At 67.0% G+C, this 14,948-nt stretch carries 15 protein-coding genes; 9 read left to right on the forward strand and 6 right to left on the reverse strand.

The features are described from left to right. Positions 1-6: 6 nt before the first annotated feature. Complete coding sequence (locus ACQ450_RS10330) at positions 7-1,365, forward strand: MFS transporter (RefSeq protein WP_188053361.1); 1,359 nt, start codon at positions 7-9, stop codon at positions 1,363-1,365. Here ACQ450_RS10330 and ACQ450_RS10335 read toward each other — a convergent pair. Then, entirely contained in the window at positions 1,313-3,610 is a 2,298-nt protein-coding gene (locus tag ACQ450_RS10335; protein WP_431469209.1) for a CDC48 family AAA ATPase, read from the reverse strand. The two genes, ACQ450_RS10330 and ACQ450_RS10335, sit on opposite strands and share 53 nt — an antisense overlap. Positions 3,611-3,916: 306 nt before the next feature. Here ACQ450_RS10335 and ACQ450_RS10340 point away from each other — a divergent pair, with 306 nt between their 5' ends. Beyond that, positions 3,917-4,807 (forward strand): LysR substrate-binding domain-containing protein, encoded by an 891-nt coding sequence (locus tag ACQ450_RS10340; RefSeq protein ID WP_188053365.1) that lies wholly within the window; start codon positions 3,917-3,919, stop codon positions 4,805-4,807. A gap of 21 nt (positions 4,808-4,828) precedes the next feature. On the opposite strand, the gene ACQ450_RS10345 is transcribed toward ACQ450_RS10340, so the two are convergent. Beyond that, positions 4,829-5,281 (reverse strand): peptidylprolyl isomerase, encoded by a 453-nt coding sequence (locus tag ACQ450_RS10345; protein ID WP_188056463.1) that lies wholly within the window; start codon positions 5,279-5,281, stop codon positions 4,829-4,831. Positions 5,282-5,427: 146 nt separating this feature from the next. Between ACQ450_RS10345 and mgtE the strand changes: the two genes are divergently transcribed. Beyond that, complete coding sequence (mgtE, locus tag ACQ450_RS10350; protein WP_431469210.1) at positions 5,428-6,831, forward strand: magnesium transporter; 1,404 nt, start codon at positions 5,428-5,430, stop codon at positions 6,829-6,831. A gap of 24 nt (positions 6,832-6,855) precedes the next feature. Next, positions 6,856-7,257: a DUF1489 family protein gene (locus ACQ450_RS10355; RefSeq protein WP_188053369.1), complete on the forward strand. Its 402-nt coding sequence runs from the start codon at positions 6,856-6,858 to the stop codon at positions 7,255-7,257. Positions 7,258-7,261: 4 nt separating this feature from the next. On the opposite strand, the gene msrA is transcribed toward ACQ450_RS10355, so the two are convergent. The 3 genes from msrA to pabB form a co-directional block, all read right to left on the reverse strand. After that, positions 7,262-7,915, reverse strand: coding sequence for a peptide-methionine (S)-S-oxide reductase MsrA (msrA, locus tag ACQ450_RS10360; protein WP_431469211.1), 654 nt, complete (start codon positions 7,913-7,915; stop codon positions 7,262-7,264). A 100-nt stretch (positions 7,916-8,015) separates the two neighbouring features. Beyond that, complete coding sequence (locus ACQ450_RS10365) at positions 8,016-9,215, reverse strand: pyridoxal phosphate-dependent aminotransferase (RefSeq protein ID WP_431469212.1); 1,200 nt, start codon at positions 9,213-9,215, stop codon at positions 8,016-8,018. Positions 9,216-9,247: 32 nt separating this feature from the next. Next, on the reverse strand, positions 9,248-11,020 hold the full coding sequence (gene pabB / locus ACQ450_RS10370) for an aminodeoxychorismate synthase component I (RefSeq protein ID WP_431469213.1): 1,773 nt from the start codon (positions 11,018-11,020) through the stop codon (positions 9,248-9,250). Between the two features lie 79 nt (positions 11,021-11,099). On the opposite strand from pabB, the gene ACQ450_RS10375 reads away from it, so the two are divergent. Next, on the forward strand, positions 11,100-11,762 hold the full coding sequence (locus ACQ450_RS10375) for an MBL fold metallo-hydrolase (RefSeq protein WP_431469214.1): 663 nt from the start codon (positions 11,100-11,102) through the stop codon (positions 11,760-11,762). Here ACQ450_RS10375 and ACQ450_RS10380 read toward each other — a convergent pair. Further along, on the reverse strand, positions 11,759-12,157 hold the full coding sequence (locus tag ACQ450_RS10380; RefSeq protein WP_431469215.1) for an MAPEG family protein: 399 nt from the start codon (positions 12,155-12,157) through the stop codon (positions 11,759-11,761). The two genes, ACQ450_RS10375 and ACQ450_RS10380, sit on opposite strands and share 4 nt — an antisense overlap. Positions 12,158-12,345: 188 nt before the next feature. Here ACQ450_RS10380 and rpmF point away from each other — a divergent pair, with 188 nt between their 5' ends. The 4 genes from rpmF (at position 12,346) to ACQ450_RS10400 (ending at position 14,943) form a co-directional block, all read left to right on the forward strand. Then, positions 12,346-12,525, forward strand: coding sequence for a 50S ribosomal protein L32 (rpmF, locus tag ACQ450_RS10385; RefSeq protein ID WP_431469216.1), 180 nt, complete (start codon positions 12,346-12,348; stop codon positions 12,523-12,525). A 28-nt stretch (positions 12,526-12,553) separates the two neighbouring features. After that, entirely contained in the window at positions 12,554-13,585 is a 1,032-nt protein-coding gene (gene plsX / locus ACQ450_RS10390) for a phosphate acyltransferase PlsX (RefSeq protein WP_188053380.1), read from the forward strand. Then, a complete protein-coding gene (locus ACQ450_RS10395; RefSeq protein WP_316714745.1) occupies positions 13,582-14,553 on the forward strand; it encodes a beta-ketoacyl-ACP synthase III in 972 nt (323 codons plus the stop codon). Before plsX ends, ACQ450_RS10395 begins: the two co-directional genes overlap by 4 nt. A gap of 90 nt (positions 14,554-14,643) precedes the next feature. Continuing rightward, positions 14,644-14,943: an integration host factor subunit alpha gene (locus tag ACQ450_RS10400; RefSeq protein WP_188056466.1), complete on the forward strand. Its 300-nt coding sequence runs from the start codon at positions 14,644-14,646 to the stop codon at positions 14,941-14,943. Positions 14,944-14,948 lie beyond the last annotated feature (5 nt).

A 14,948-nucleotide genomic window follows, 5' to 3' on the forward strand; every position in this document is an offset into this window, starting at 1 on the left:
GGTTCGATGGGAGAAACTCCGCACTCGCCAGTCGTTTCCGCTCCGCCCGTGGGGGGCGGACGATTCGACCGGCTGTTCCTGCTCCTGTTCGTCGTGATGCTGGCCAATGCGGCCGGGAACACGGCGATGCAGTCGGTTCTGCCGGCGCTCGGTCGCTCGCTCGGCGTGGCCGACAGTATCGTCGCCGCCGCATTCTCGGTCTCGGCGCTGCTCTGGGTGATCGCCGCGCCCTATTGGGCGAACCGCTCGGATCGGCACGGCCGGCGGCAGATGGTGTTGGTAGGCGTCGCCGGCTACACGATCTCGCTGTTTCTGTGCGGTGTCTTCCTCGCGGCCGGGATCAACGGTTGGCTGGCGCCGGTCGCGACCTTCATCGCCTTCGTCGGTGGGCGGCTGATCTACGGCAGCCTCGGGTCGGCCGCACCCCCGGCGGTGCAGGCGCTGGTTGCCGGGCGCACCTCGCGCGCCGAACGCACCAAGGCGCTGTCGCTGCTTGCCTCCGCGTTCGGGCTCGGCACGATTCTCGGCCCTGCGATCGCGCCGTACCTTGTACTCGGCAGCCTCTGGCGGGGCGGACCGGAGATCGGCCTGGCCGGCCCGGCGCTGTTGTTCAGCTTGGCGGGCGTCGTGCTCTGGATCGCCGTCGCGCGCCTGCTTCCGCGCGACGAAGCCGAGGAATCGCATGGTGCGGCGGTGAGCTATCCGACGATCGGCGGGCAGACCTCGGGCGCTAGCGTGACCGCGGCGGCCGCCGAGCGCGCACCCCCGGTCGGCTTCTTCGACCCGCGTGTGCGCGCGTGGATCATCGTCGGCCTGGTCGTCGGGCATGCACAGGCGATGAGCGCGCAGGTGATCGGCTTTCTGGTGATCGACCGTCTTGGCGTCAGCCCGCTGGAGGCGCTGCAGCCGACCGGACTGGTGCTGATGATCGGCGCCGGATCGGCGCTTCTCGCGCAATGGGGCCTCATTCCGCTGTTCGACCTTAAGCCGCGCGGGCTGGTGCTGATCGGTGCCGCAGTCGCAGCCGTCGGGTGCGCCGCGACGGGTTTGGCGAGCAGCCACTATGGCATCGCTTTAGGCTATGCGCTGGCGTCGCTCGGCTTCGGATTCGCACGGCCCGGATTTACCGCCGGCTCGTCGCTCGCGGTGGGCCCCGAGGTGCAGGGCTCGATCGCGGGCAAGGTGACGTCGGTCAACGGCGCGGCCTATGTGCTGGGTCCATCGATCGGCGTGGGGCTCTACCAGCTGTGGCGGCCGCTGCCGTATCTCGCGGCAGCGGCCGGGCTGGTGCTGCTCCTGGCCTATGTCTGGTTCAGTCTTCGTGCTTCGTTGCGTCCCGCGCCTGAAGCATCCCCGGAGCAATGAAGCCGATCGGCTGGATCGCCATTGCATCCTGCTTCAGCTTCGCCTTCATCTGCTGATAGTCCCGCTCCATCTCCGGGGTGACGCTGGCACGCGCATCCTGCAGTGCCTCCTCGAAATGCTCCATCGCCACTTCGCGCGTCGCGAGCGAGCGGCGCAGCGCGACGAGCCCCGCGCGACGGACCAGATCCTCCAGGTCGGCGCCGGTGAACCGATCGGTGCGTGCGGCAAGCGCGTCGAGATCGACGTCCGCGGCGAGCGGCATCCGCTCGGTCTGGATCTTCAGGATGCGGCGACGGCCTTCCTCGCCGGGAACCCCGACATAGATCAGCTCGTCGAAGCGACCGGGGCGGAGTAGTGCGGGATCGACCAGATTGGGCCGGTTGGTTGCGCCGATCACGATCACCGATTGCAGCTCCTCGAGCCCGTCCATCTCGGCGAGGATCGTGTTCACCACCCGCTCGGTCGCCTGCGGCTCACCCAGTCCGCCGCCCCGCGCCGGGACAAGCGAATCGAGTTCGTCGATGAAGATGACGCAGGGCGCCACTTGCCGCGCGCGGGCGAAGAGCCGCGCGATCTGCTGCTCGCTTTCGCCATACCATTTGGAGAGCAGGTCGCTCGATTTGGTGGCGATGAAATTCGCCTCCGCCTCGCGCGCGACTGCCTTGGCGAGCAGCGTCTTGCCGGTTCCGGGCGGGCCATAGAGCAGGAACCCCTTGGCCGGACGTATCCCGAGGCGCCGGAAGGCGTCGGGATCCTTGAGCGGCAGTTCCACGCCCTCCTTGAGCCGCATCTGCGCTTCGTCGAGCCCGCCGACATCCTCCCAGCGAACCTGCGGCGCCTGGACCATCACTTCGCGCATCGCCGAGGGTTGGATGCGCTTGAGCGCCTCGAGAAAATCGTCGCGGCGCACCGAAAGCGAATCGAGCACTTCGGCGGGAATCGTTCCTTCGGCGAGATTGAGCCTGGGCATGATGCGGCGCACCGCGTCGATCGCCGCCTCGCGTGTGAGCGCGGCGAGATCGGCCCCGACGAAGCCGTACGTGGTGCGTGCCAGCTCGTTGAGGTCGACGTCCTCGTCGAGCGGCATGCCGCGGGTGTGGATGCCCAGGATCTCGCGGCGGCCGCGCTCGTCGGGAACGCCCACGACGATCTCGCGATCGAACCGGCCCGGGCGGCGCAGCGCCTCGTCGATCGCCTCCGGACGGTTTGTGGCGGCGATGATCACGACGTTCGCGCGCGCCTCCAGCCCGTCCATCAGCGTCAGCAATTGCGCCACGAGTCGCTTCTCGGCCTCGCCCGAGACGCGATCGCGCTTGGGCGCGATCGAATCGATCTCATCGATGAACACGATCGACGGTGCCGACTTGTTCGCCTCCTCGAACACCTCGCGCAGGCGCTTTTCGGATTCGCCATAGGCCGAACCCATGATTTCGGGGCCGTTGATCAGCAGGAAATTCGCGTCGCTCTCGTTCGCCACGGCGCGCGCGAGACGAGTCTTGCCGGTGCCCGGCGGCCCGTGGAGCAGCACGCCCTTCGGCGGATCGACGCCGAGCCGCTGAAACAGCTCCGGATAGCGCAGCGGCAGCTCGACCATCTCGCGCAGTTGATCGATCGTGTCGGACATGCCGCCGAGATCGTCATAGGTGACGTCGGCGCGACGGCTTTCTTTCGGCTCTTCATAATCGGTGCGCAGCTCGATCTCGGTCTCCGCATCGATGTGAACGATGCCGCGCGGCGTGGTCGACAGTACGTTGAGCCGGATTTCCTGAAGCGCATAGGCAGGCGCACGCAGGAACTGCGCGACGTTCGGCGGAATGTCCGCCACGCGCTGCTGGCCCACCGTGGCGACGGTGTCGCCCTGGCACAGCGGCCGGCCGAGAAACGTGCGCTGGAGAGCGTTGGCCGAGCCGTGGAGCCGCAGATTGGCCTGCGCCGGCGCGAAGACGACGCGCGCCGCCGGCTTCGATTCTGCCTTTCGGATTTCGACCAGATCGCCGGCACCCGCGCCGGCATTGGCGCGCTGAAGCCCGTCGATCCGGAGAATTTCCAGCCCTTCGTCTTCGGCATAGGGCAATACCGCGCGCGCGGGCGTCGCACGCTTTCCCTCGATCTTCACGACATCGCCTTCCTGAAGGCCCAGCGCAGCCATCATGCTGCGCGGCAGACGCGCGAGACCGCGGCCGCTATCCTCGGGACGCGAGTTGGCGACCTGCAGCTTGTGTACGGGCGGTTCGTCGTCGGCCATGTCCACTCCTTGTCGGCTGGCAAGCGCGTAACATAGGAGTGGGGTTCCGCTCCCGCGAGGGCGGGGCGGTGGCAAAAAAAATGGCCGGTCCAACGGACCGGCCTTGAAAGGTTTAGGAGAGGATGCCTGAAAGGCTTGCCGTATGTGCGGTGCGGAAGGTCATTGTGCAAGTGCGAAAGGAAACGGCTGAATTGCAACTGATGCAACTGCCCGGAGGTGGGGCGAGTCTCGCTGCGCCGCGTAATGCGCGCGCGAGTTGCAATATTTCTTCTCGCAAAAGCATCTGACGCAGCGCACAAGAAGCGGATGCGACGGCTTCCCCCACTCACGGCCATCGAGGCATTCGTGCAGGTCGCTCGCCTCGGCTCGGTCAAGGCGGCCGCCGAGGAGCTTGCGCTTTCCTCCCCTGCGCTCAGTCGGCGCGTGCAGTCGCTCGAACGCTTCATCGGCAAACCGCTCTTCGAGCGGCGGCACCAGGCCCTGAAACTCAATACCGACGGCGAGCGGCTGTTGGCGCTCGTCGCGCCAGCGCTCGACTCGATGGCGGATGCGGTCGAGATGATGACAAGTGGCACCGAGTTGCTGCGGCTGCGGCTTGGCGTGCTGCCGCTGTTCGCGACGCAGCGACTGATGCCTCGACTTCCCGAGCTCAAGCGGCGCCATCCGGAGCTGCACCTCGACGTCGATACTGCCGGCCACGGCGTGGCGCGGCTGGGCGACGGGCTGGACGCAGCGATCGTCATCGCGCGCGAAATCGATCCGGGCCTCTATGCGCGGCGCCTTGACCGCAATCGCGTGCACGTGATTGGCGCCCGCACGCTGGTCGAAGGCGCCGATCCGGTGACCGACCCGCGGCAGATCTCCCGCCTGACTGCGCTCGTCCATCGCGACATGCCCGAAACCTTCACCGCCTGGCGCGCGGCAGCGGGCCTGCCGGATCTCGAGCCGGCGGCAGTCGATTTCTTCGATTCGGGCACCCTGATGCTGGAGGCTGCCGCGCAAGGCCTTGGCGTGGCCTTCATGCTCGAATCGCATTTCGAATCGGCGCGTGACGAGCGGCTGGTGCGATTGTTCGATCTGACCGTGGAGAGCCAGTACAGCTATTGGTTCGTCTGCCGGCCGCGCGCACTGACGACGCGGCCGGTACGGCTGTTTCACGATTGGCTGATCGAAGCGCTGGGCTGCGTCGAGCACTAGCGACGGCGCTGCCCGCTCTGATCAGGCAGTGCGCATCTTCACGATCTTGCCGGGATCGCGCGGCGGCTCGCCCTTGGGCAGCGCGTCGACATGCTCCATCCCCTCGGTCACTTCGCCCCAGACGGTGTACTGGCCGTCGAGGAAGGTCGCGTCGTCGAGGCAGATGAAGAACTGGCTGTTGGCGCTGTCCGGATCCATCGTGCGCGCCATCGAGCAGATGCCGCGGACATGCGGTTCGCGGCTGAACTCCTGCTTCAGATTGGGCTCGTCCGAACCGCTCATGCCGGTTCCCGTCGGGTCGCCGCCCTGCGCCATGAAACCGTCGATCACGCGGTGGAACACGGTGCCGTCGTAGAAGCCGCGGTCGGCGAGACCCGCAATCCGCGCGACATGGTTCGGCGCAAGGTCAGGACGGAGGCGGATGTGGACGTCGCCGCCCTCGAGGGTCATCACCAGTGTCTTCGCGTCGCTCATCATCATGCTCCTGGGAAAGGGTTGGCCCGCCCCTAGGCGTCCGGCCTGCGACATGCAAATCCGCGCGACGCGCGGTGTCAGCGGCCGTTGGCAGGGCGGCGCGAGCCAGCTAGAGCGGCAACGCAGAGGTGGCGAGGAGGCCGGATATGAGCGAAACCGAATTGCCTCCCGAACCCGCTCTCGACGAAGGCGAGCTCGATGCCGACGACCGGCTGAAGCCCGAATTCGTACGGTCAGTGCTCGACGCCGTCGAAGAGGGGGACACCGAAGCGGCGAAGGCGCGCGTCGAGCCGCTCCATCCGGCGGACATCGCTGATCTGATCGAGCTGACGCCCGCCGATCTCCGGCCCGCGCTCGCCGCCGCATTGTCCGATCGGCTCGACGGCGACGTTCTTGCGGAAATGAACGACTGGGTGCGCGAGGAGCTGCTCGCCGCGCTCGAGCCGCATCAGGTCGCCGATCTTGCCGCCGAACTCGATACCGACGATGCCGTCGCGATCATCGAGACGCTGGAGGAGGAGGACCAGCGAGCGGTGCTGCGGGCGCTCGATCCCGACGATCGCGCCGCCATCGAGGAGGCACTGAGCTATCCCGAGGAGTCCGCCGGCCGGTTAATGCAGCGCGAGCTGATCGCGGTGCCCGAGCATTGGACTGTCGGCGACGTCATCGATTATCTGCGCTCCGACGAAGAGCTGTCGACCGATTTCTGGGAGATCTTCGTCGTCGACCCGGCGCATCGGCCGGTCGGAACCTGCCACCTTTCCTGGCTGCTCAGAACCCCGCGCGTCGTCCAGGTAACCGACGTGATGCGGCGCGAGCAGACGCTGATTCCGGTCGATATGGATCAGGAGGAAGTGGCGCTGCGCTTCCAGAAATACGCCTTGATCTCTGCGGCGGTGATCGATGCGGGCGGGCGACTGGTCGGGATGATCACGGTGGACGACGTGGTCCACATCATCAGCGAGGAAGCGGGCGAGGACGCCCTGCTGCTTTCCGGCGCGGGCGACGGCGACATCAACGAGCCGGTGCGGGACAGCTATCGCTCGCGCGTTCGGTGGCTGGTGGCGAATCTGTTCACGGCGCTGGTCGCCTCGTTCATCATCGCCCAGTTCGGCGCGGCGATCGAGCAGATGGTGGCGCTGGCGGTGCTGATGCCGATCGTTGCCTCGATCGGCGGCAATGCAGGCACCCAGACGATGGCAATCGCGGTGCGTGCGCTCGCGACCAACCAGCTGACGCAATCGAACACCTTGCGCACGATCAGGCGAGAGATCGTCGTCGCCTTGCTCAACGGCGCGACGATCGCGGTCCTGCTGGGGATCGGTGCCGCGCTGGTCTTCGCGAATCCGCAGCTCGGCGTCGTTATCGCAGCGGCGATGGTGATCAACGTGCTCGTCGCAGGGCTGGCGGGCGTGCTGGTGCCGGTGACGCTGGAGCGGCTCGGCCAGGATCCGGCGGTCGCCTCGTCGGTGTTCGTCACGATGGTGACCGATTCGATGGGTTTCTTCGCCTTCTTGGGCCTGGCGGTAGCGAGCGGGCTTGTCGGCTGAGGCGCGTGCGCCCAGATCGGACGCGTGCCCCTACATCTGACCAAGGTGGCCTATGGCCACGACAGTATCGAACATCTCGACGAACGGCTGGCGCTGCGTGCGCGGCAGGGCGAATTCTTCCTCACGACTCGCTATCTGCCCAAGCGGCATGCCGAGATCGCAGGCGGGTCACTCTACTGGATCATCAAGCACAAGCTGGTGGCGCGTTCGCCGATCCTGGGCTTCGGAGAGGCCGAAGGCGGCAAGGTCGCGATCCATTGCGAGCCGCGGCTGGTGCTGGTCCAGGCGCGTCCCAAGCGCGCGCACCAGGGCTGGCGCTATCTCGAGGACGCCGATGCGCCGGCCGATCTGGGGAGTTCCGCCCAAGGGATCGCCGAGATGCCGCCCGAGCTCGTGGGGACGCTTGCCGGCCTTGCGCTGATCTGATCGGTCAGCGGGCGAGATCCGGATAGGCTGCTCGGAACGCCGCGACCTTCGGCTTGTCCCAACGCACGATATAGGGATGGTTGGGATTGCGCCGGTAGAAGTCCTGATGGTGCGCCTCGGCTTCGTAGAAGTTGCCCGATTCGATCCGAGTCACGATGCGCGAGGGGAAGGCATTCGCTTCGTCCAGCTGCGCGATATAGGCGGCGGCCGCGCGCCGCTGCGCCGCATTTTGCGGAAAGATCGCAGAGCGGTAGCTGGGGCCGGTGTCGGGGCCCTGTCGGTTCAGCTGCGTCGGATCGTGCGCGACCGAGAAATAGATGCGCATCAGCTGTCCATAGCTCAGCTGGCGCGGATCATAGACGATGCGCACTGCTTCGGCATGGCGCGTCCGCTCGCTCGATACCTGGGCATAGGTCGCGGTGCCGGCGCTGCCGCCGGCATAGCCGCTCGTCACCGAGCGTACGCCGCGCACATTCTCGAAAACCGCCTCAACTCCCCAGAAGCATCCGCCGGCGAATACCGCCGTCTGTAGCGCGCCGGTGCGCGGCACGTCGACGCGCGGCGCAGGGATGGGGACGGCGCGCTCGGCGTGCCCGGAGCCGCTCGAAAGGAGCAGCACGCCCGCACCGGCGGCGGCGGCCAAACTGCTCTTCAGCATCGCTTTTTTCCGAATCTGCATGACTGCAATGTCGGAAGCGCGCGCCAAGTGTGCAAGCAGCACGTCTCTTCGTGCCCGGTTGCAGCCGCTCAGCGACTGCCTATTTCAGCGCCGCGCAGGCCTCCTGAATCCGCGTGCACGCCTCGCGAAGCAGGTCGTCCGAGGTCGCATAGCTGATCCGCATCGCGGGGGAGAGACCGAAGGCTGCGCCATGCACCGCCGCCACGCGTCCTTCGTCGAGCAGATAGCCGACCATCGCTTCGTCGCTGTCGATCTTCTGGCCCTTGGGAGTAGCTTTGCCGATCAGCCCGGAGAATTCGGGATAGACGTAGAAGGCGCCTTCGGGCGTGGGGCAGGTCATGCCGTCGATTGCGTTGAGCATCCCGACCACCAGATCGCGCCGCCGCTGAAATGCCGCCGCGCGATCGGCGAGGAAGCTCTGATCGCCGGTGAGCGCCGCAACTGCCGCCGCCTGCGCGATCGAGCAGGGGTTCGACGTCGATTGCGACTGGAGCTTGGCCATCGCCTTGATCAGCCAGGACACGCCGGCGGCAAAGCCGATCCGCCAGCCGGTCATCGCATAGGCCTTCGAGCAGCCGTTCACCGTCAGCACGCGTTCCGCGAGTTCGGGGCACACCTGCGCGATCGTCGCGAACTGGAATCCGTCGTAGACGATATGCTCGTACATATCGTCGGCGAAGATCCACACGTCCGGGTGCCGGGCGAGAACGTCTCCGAGCGCGCGCAGCTCGTCCCGGCTGTAGGCGGCGCCGGTCGGGTTCGAGGGGGAGTTGAGGATCACCCACTTCGTGCGCGACGTAATCGCTGCTTCGAGCTGCTCGGGGCGCAGCTTGTACTGCTGCTCCGGCCCCGCCTCGACGAAAACCGGCGTACCGCCCGCGAACTGGACGACATCGGGATAGCTCACCCAATAGGGAGCGGGGATCACGACTTCGTCGCCCGGATCGACGGTGGCGACCATCGCGTTGAATAGCGTGTGCTTGCCGCCGACGTTGATCGAGATCTGATTCCGCTCGAACGCCAGACCATTGTCGCGCCGGAACTTGGCGATCACTGCGTCCTTCAGCTCGGCCGTGCCGTCGACATTGGTGTATTTCGTCTTGCCTGCCTGGATCGCTTCGACCGCCGCCTGCTTCACGAAATCGGGCGTGTCGAAATCGGGTTCGCCCGCGCCCAGCCCGATTACGTCGATGCCCTGCGCCTTGAGATCCATGACGCGGCTCGTCATGGCGAGCGTGGCGGAAGGCTGGATACGGCCGAGGGCGGCGGAAGTCTGCATGTCGATTGCGCCTTTCAGGAAGAGCGCGCGGGCTATACTGTCGCCTTCGCCGGTTCCGCAACCGTAACAGCCGCAACCAGTCCGCGCAGCGCGTTGCCGAGCAGGAAGCCGCCGGCAAGATCGGCAGGCAGAAGGTCGCCTTCGACTGCGCGGCCGCTGTCGATCAGTTCGGCGCGGAGCACTCCGGGAAGAAGGCCGCGCGCCAGCGGCGGTGTCACCAGCCTCCCGTCCCGCTCGACGAAGATCGAAGTGAAGCTGCCTTCGGTGAGATAGCCGTCGTCATCAATGAACAGCGTTTCGAAGGCGCCAGGAGCGCGGGCAGCATTCCAGAAGCCGCGGCGGCTCGTCTTGTGCGCGAGGCGAAAGTCGTCTCGCGCAACTGGTCGCGCCGCGAGCGCGACGTGCACCGGCCGGGTGGGGAGCTGCGGCATCGGCGCAATTCCGATCGCTATCGCGCCACTCGGCGCGAGCACCAGCCGCACACGCGCCGGCTCGCGAAGACGAAAGGTTGCCGCCTGCAGCTCGTTGCGTGCCGAATGCCGGTCGAACTCGAAGCCGAAGTGCCGTGCACTCGCCTTCAGCCGCGCGAGATGGCGCTCGAGCAGCGGCATGCCGTCTTCGGGATCGAACGCCATGGTTTCGATCAGGTCGAAGCCGGTCTCTCCGGCGGTGACAAATGCGCCCTTCGCCAAGCATTCGCGCCATTCCGCCTCTGCATCCGAATCGGCCACGACACCCGAGCCCAGCCCCATCGCGGCGCCATCCTGCTGCAGCTTCAAGGTACGAATCGCGACGTTGAACATGGCGCCCCCGTCGGCATCAAGGCGGCCGATCGCGCCGGTATAGATGCCGCGCGGGGTGTGCTCGACTTCGGAAATCACCTGCATCGCGCGCAGCTTCGGAGCCCCGGTGATCGAACCGCAGGGGAAGAGAGCCCGCAGCGCATCGATCGCGTCACGCCCGGGGGCGAGTTCGGCGGTCACGGTGGAAACCATCTGATGGACCGTCGGATAGCGCTCGACTTCAAAGCGCTGCGGCACTGCGACGCTGCCTGCGCGCGCGACGCGTGCCATGTCGTTTCGCATCAGATCGACGATCATCAGATTTTCTGCGCGCTGCTTGGGATCGGCGGCCAGCGACTCGGCCAGCGCCCGGTCGGCCTCGGGACTGGAGCCGCGAGTCGCAGTGCCCTTCATCGGCCGGGCGGTCAGCCGATTGCCCTCCAGCGCGAAGAACAGTTCGGGCGAGAAGGACAGCAGCCAATCGTCTCCCGTCGCCACCAGCGCGCCATAGCCCGCGGCCGCCCGGGCGCGCAGGAGCGCGTAAAGCGCGGACGGGCTTCCGGCAGTGCGCACCGACGCCCGAAACGTGAGGTTCGCCTGATAGATGTCGCCCGCCGCGATCAGCTCGGCGACCCGCGCGAATTGTGCGCCATAGGCGTCGCGCGCGATCGCTGGTTCGGGTTGGCCTGCCCAGGCGCCGGCGGGATCCGGAAGCAGCGATGGCACCTGCGCGGAAGCGATCTGGCGATAGTCGGCGAAGAGTCCGAACCACAGGAGCGGTGTGCCGGGCGCAGGCAGTTGCGGCCGTCCCTCCGGTGCGATGCCCGCGGCCGCTTCATAGGCGATCCAGCCGGCAGCGTGCAGTCCTTCGGCACGCGCGGCCCCCAGTCGATCAAGCGCCGGGCCGACCGCATCGGCTGTGGACGCAGCCACGATTTCGACGGGCCGGGCATAGAGGCGCGCCGGCGCTCCCTCCGCACGGGCATCGTCGAGCAGCACGAAAGGTGGTTCGGGCAACACCATGAAATAGCGAGATGCAGCCCTTGGGCGTTCGCGGCAAGCCCGTGTTGCCGCCATGGCATCGCGAGTCTATCTCGGATCCATGGCAAATCCCCCGATGCGCGCAGCAATCATCCCGGTAACGCCCCTCCAGCAGAACTGTACGCTGATCTGGTGCACCGAGACGATGCGAGGCGCCTTCGTCGATCCCGGCGGCGATCTGGATCGGCTGCGGCCGGTAGCGCAGCAGCATGGCGTCACCGTCGAGAAAATCCTGCTCACGCACGGGCATATAGATCATTGCGGCGAGGCGGGCGTGTTTGCCAAGGAGTTGGGAGTACCCATCGAGGGGCCGCACGAGGCCGACCGATTCTGGATCGCGCGGCTCGACGAGGACGGGGCGCGATTCGGCGTGCACGGGCAGGTGTTCGAGCCCGATCGGTGGCTGGCGGACGGCGACCAGGTGACGGTCGGCAATCTCGTTCTCGACGTCTATCATTGTCCGGGGCACACGCCGGGCCACATTGTCTTCCACCATGCTCCGTCGAAGCTGGCGCTGGTGGGCGACGTGCTGTTCCAGGGATCGATCGGGCGCACCGATTTCCCGCTCGGCGATCACCAGCAGCTGATCGACGCGATCACGACCAAGCTCTGGCCGCTGGGGGGCGAGACGGTGTTCGTGCCCGGCCATGGTCCGGCGAGCAACTTCGCGCATGAGCGGCGGACGAACCCCTTCGTCGCCGATTCGGCGCTGGCGAAAGCCTAGGCGGCGGCGACGATCCATGCCGCCCAGCCGGCGAGCCCGAGCGTGACCAGCATCGTGACAATGGTGCCGCCGGCGCGCAGCGGGTTAGGCGTGGGCCGGTCCATGCCGAAGCCATGTGCCACCCGGCCAACGATATAGAGTGCCGCGACCCCCCATAGCGTTGTGCCCCCGCCACCCGCGAGCTCGACGAGCGCGATCAGGATCAGGACGATCGGCGTGTATTCCGCGAAATTGAGCTGCGCCCGCATCCGCGCCTGCAGCCGGGGGTTGCCGCCGTCGCCGATCGAGACTCGCTCGGCGATCCGCACCCGGCCGATCCGCACTGCCAGCCACAGGTTGACCACCGCGGCTGCGGCGGCTGTGGCGAGTGCCACCGGCAGTATCAGGCTCTCCATGCTATTCTCCTCCCCGTCCGGCATCACCTGCCATGGTGGCCAGTGGCTTGCAACGGCGCGGGAATCGGCTATACGCGCGGGCTCGCTTCGTGACCTGCCCCGCTGCTGGTCCGGTGAGCCGCCGCTCATCCGGAACGACGCTCGGCTGTTGCGGCTCAGAATTCACGCGTTTTCAAGAAGGTGCCGAGATGGCAGTTCCCAAGAGAAAGACCACGCCGTCGCGGCGCGGCATGCGGCGGGCGCACGATGCGCTCAAGTCCGAAGCATTCCAGGAATGCTCCAATTGCGGCGAGCTGAAGCGCCCGCATCACCTCTGCACGGCCTGCGGCCACTATAACGGGCGCGAGATCGTCCCCGTCGAGGGCTGAGACTCGGACGATTGAGGGCCGGCACATCATGACGACAGTCTCGCGAATCGCCGTCGATGCGATGGGCGGCGACGAGGGGATTGCCGTGATGCTGGCGGGGGTCGCGCGTGCGCGCCGCCGTTTCGAAGGCATGGAGTTTCTGCTCGTCGGAGACGAGTCGGCGATTCGCGAGGGCCTGAAGAACCATCCCGGCCTCAGCGCGGCGTCGGAAATCGTCCACGCGCCCGAAGTCGTCGCTCCCGAGGAAAAGCCCAGCCAGGCCCTGCGACGCGCCAAGACGACGTCGATGGGCATCGCGATCGACCTGGTGAAGCAGGGGCGTGCCGGCGCGGCCGTATCGGCCGGTAACACCGGTGCGCTGATGTCGATGGCCAAGCTGGCACTGCGCACGATGCCCGGCATCGATCGTCCGGCGCTGGCGGCGACGATCCCGAGCCTGGGCGAAAACGACACGGTGATGCTCGATCTGGGCGCGAACACCGAGTGCGATTCGCGTAACCTGGTGCAGTTCGCGGTCATGGGGGCAGCCTATGCCCGCACCGTGCTCGATCTCGATCGGCCGCGCGTCGCACTGCTGAACATCGGCACCGAGGAGCTGAAGGGAACCGATGAGGTGCGCGAGGCCGCCGCGACGATCCGGGCGGCGCCGCATCTGCCGCTCGAGTTTACCGGCTTCATCGAGGGCGACCGTCTGGCGCGCGGCACCGTCGACGTGATCGTGTGCGACGGCTTCTCGGGGAACATCGCGCTGAAGACCGCCGAGGGCACGGCCCGTTTCGTGGCCGACTTGCTGCGCCGCGCGTTCCAGAGTTCGACTCGCTCGAAGATCGGGTTTCTCATCTCGCGCCCCGCAACCGAACTGTTGCGCCATCATCTCGATCCGAACAACCACAATGGCGCCGTCTTCCTCGGGCTCAACGGCCTGGTGGTGAAGAGCCACGGCGGCGCGAACGAGGTCGGGGTCGATACTGCGATCGGAGTCGCCGCGAAGATGGTACGCTCCGATCTGACGCGGCGGATCATCGAGGACCTCGGGAATTTCGAGGCGGAGGCGGCGTGACACTGCGGGCCGTGATCACCGGGACGGGTTCGGCGCTTCCGGCGCGACGCGTCTCCAACGCCGAACTCACCGAGACGGTCGACACCACTGACGAATGGATCGTCGAACGCACCGGCATCCGCTTCCGCCATATCGCCGGACCCGAGGAGACGACGGCGACGCTCGGCACGTCGGCCGCCAAGGCGGCGATCGCGGCAGCGGGCGTGACAGCACAGGACATCGACCTGATCGTCCTCGCCACGGCGACTCCCGACCAGACCTTTCCCGCATCCGCGACCAAGGTGCAGACCGCGCTCGGGATCGACGATTGCGTTGCGTTCGATGTCGCCGCCGTCTGTTCCGGCTTCCTGTATGCGCTCCAGGTCGCCGATTCGATGATTCGCGCGGGCGCGCACCGCCGGGCGCTCGTGATCGGTGCCGAGACGTTCAGCCGCATTCTCGACTGGGAGGACCGCACTACCTGCGTGTTGTTCGGCGACGGCGCGGGCGCAGTGGTGCTCGAGGCGCAGGACAGCGATCCGGAAACGGGACGCGGCATCCTCGCGACTCGGCTGCACGCCGATGGGCGTCATAACGAGCTTCTGTATGTCGACGGCGGACCCTCGACGACTGGGACGGTGGGCAAGCTGCGGATGAAGGGGCGCGAAGTGTTCCGCCATGCCGTCGTCAATCTTGCGACGGTGATGGAGGAATCGCTGACCGCGGCGGGTCTTTCGGCCGACGCCGTCGACTGGGTCGTGCCGCATCAGGCGAATGCCCGCATTCTGGACGCGACAGCACGCAAGCTTGGCCTGGCCCCCGAAAAAGTGATCGTCACCGTGGACGAACACGCCAATACCTCGGCCGCTTCCGTACCCCTCGCGCTCGACGCCGCCGTGCGCGACGGCCGCGTGAAAACGGGAGATTTGCTGGTGTTGGAGGCGATGGGCGGCGGCTTCACCTGGGGTGCCGCGGTGGTCCGTTTCTGATCGGGACTCTCTACGGGTTACTCCCATTTGCGCTCGCGGAACAATCTGATACGTTGTGTCCCTGCCACTCAGGAGGGGGCCATGCTGACGATGACTTCCCCGGGTACGCTCACCCGGGCCGATCTCGCCGACGCGCTCCACCGCGAGGTGGGGCTTTCGCGTGCGGATGCCGCGCGAATGGTCGAGCAGATCCTCGCGCATATGTGCGAGGCGCTGGCCGAAGGCGAGAATGTGAAGATCTCCGGATTCGGCAGCTTCATCCTGCGCGACAAGGGCGAGCGGATCGGGCGCAACCCGAAGACCGGAGTCGAAGTGCCAATCTCGCCGCGCCGTGTCCTCACCTTCCGCGCCAGCCAGATGATGCGTGATCGCATCGTGGCGGGCGGCTGAGGAAG

It is taken from the genome of Sphingosinithalassobacter sp. LHW66-3, from assembly GCF_050703275.1.
Taxonomy (GTDB): domain Bacteria; phylum Pseudomonadota; class Alphaproteobacteria; order Sphingomonadales; family Sphingomonadaceae; genus Sphingomonas.

Bases quoted from the DNA above. Each gene is read 5' to 3' on its own strand.
- ACQ450_RS10335 (WP_431469209.1), bottom strand. From the start codon at position 3,610: ATGGCCGACGACGAACCGCCCGTACACAAGCTGCAGGTCGCCAACTCG.
- ACQ450_RS10330 (WP_188053361.1), top strand. From the start codon at position 7: ATGGGAGAAACTCCGCACTCGCCAGTCGTTTCCGCTCCGCCCGTGGGG.
- ACQ450_RS10345 (WP_188056463.1), bottom strand. From the start codon at position 5,281: ATGAGCGACGCGAAGACACTGGTGATGACCCTCGAGGGCGGCGACGTC.
- rpmF (WP_431469216.1), top strand. From the start codon at position 12,346: ATGGCAGTTCCCAAGAGAAAGACCACGCCGTCGCGGCGCGGCATGCGG.
- ACQ450_RS10365 (WP_431469212.1), bottom strand. From the start codon at position 9,215: ATGCAGACTTCCGCCGCCCTCGGCCGTATCCAGCCTTCCGCCACGCTC.
- ACQ450_RS10400 (WP_188056466.1), top strand. From the start codon at position 14,644: ATGACTTCCCCGGGTACGCTCACCCGGGCCGATCTCGCCGACGCGCTC.
- mgtE (WP_431469210.1), top strand. From the start codon at position 5,428: ATGAGCGAAACCGAATTGCCTCCCGAACCCGCTCTCGACGAAGGCGAG.
- msrA (WP_431469211.1), bottom strand. From the start codon at position 7,915: ATGCTGAAGAGCAGTTTGGCCGCCGCCGCCGGTGCGGGCGTGCTGCTC.
- ACQ450_RS10380 (WP_431469215.1), bottom strand. From the start codon at position 12,157: ATGGAGAGCCTGATACTGCCGGTGGCACTCGCCACAGCCGCCGCAGCC.
- plsX (WP_188053380.1), top strand. From the start codon at position 12,554: ATGACGACAGTCTCGCGAATCGCCGTCGATGCGATGGGCGGCGACGAG.
- ACQ450_RS10375 (WP_431469214.1), top strand. From the start codon at position 11,100: ATGGCAAATCCCCCGATGCGCGCAGCAATCATCCCGGTAACGCCCCTC.
- ACQ450_RS10340 (WP_188053365.1), top strand. From the start codon at position 3,917: ATGCGACGGCTTCCCCCACTCACGGCCATCGAGGCATTCGTGCAGGTC.
- pabB (WP_431469213.1), bottom strand. From the start codon at position 11,020: ATGGTGTTGCCCGAACCACCTTTCGTGCTGCTCGACGATGCCCGTGCG.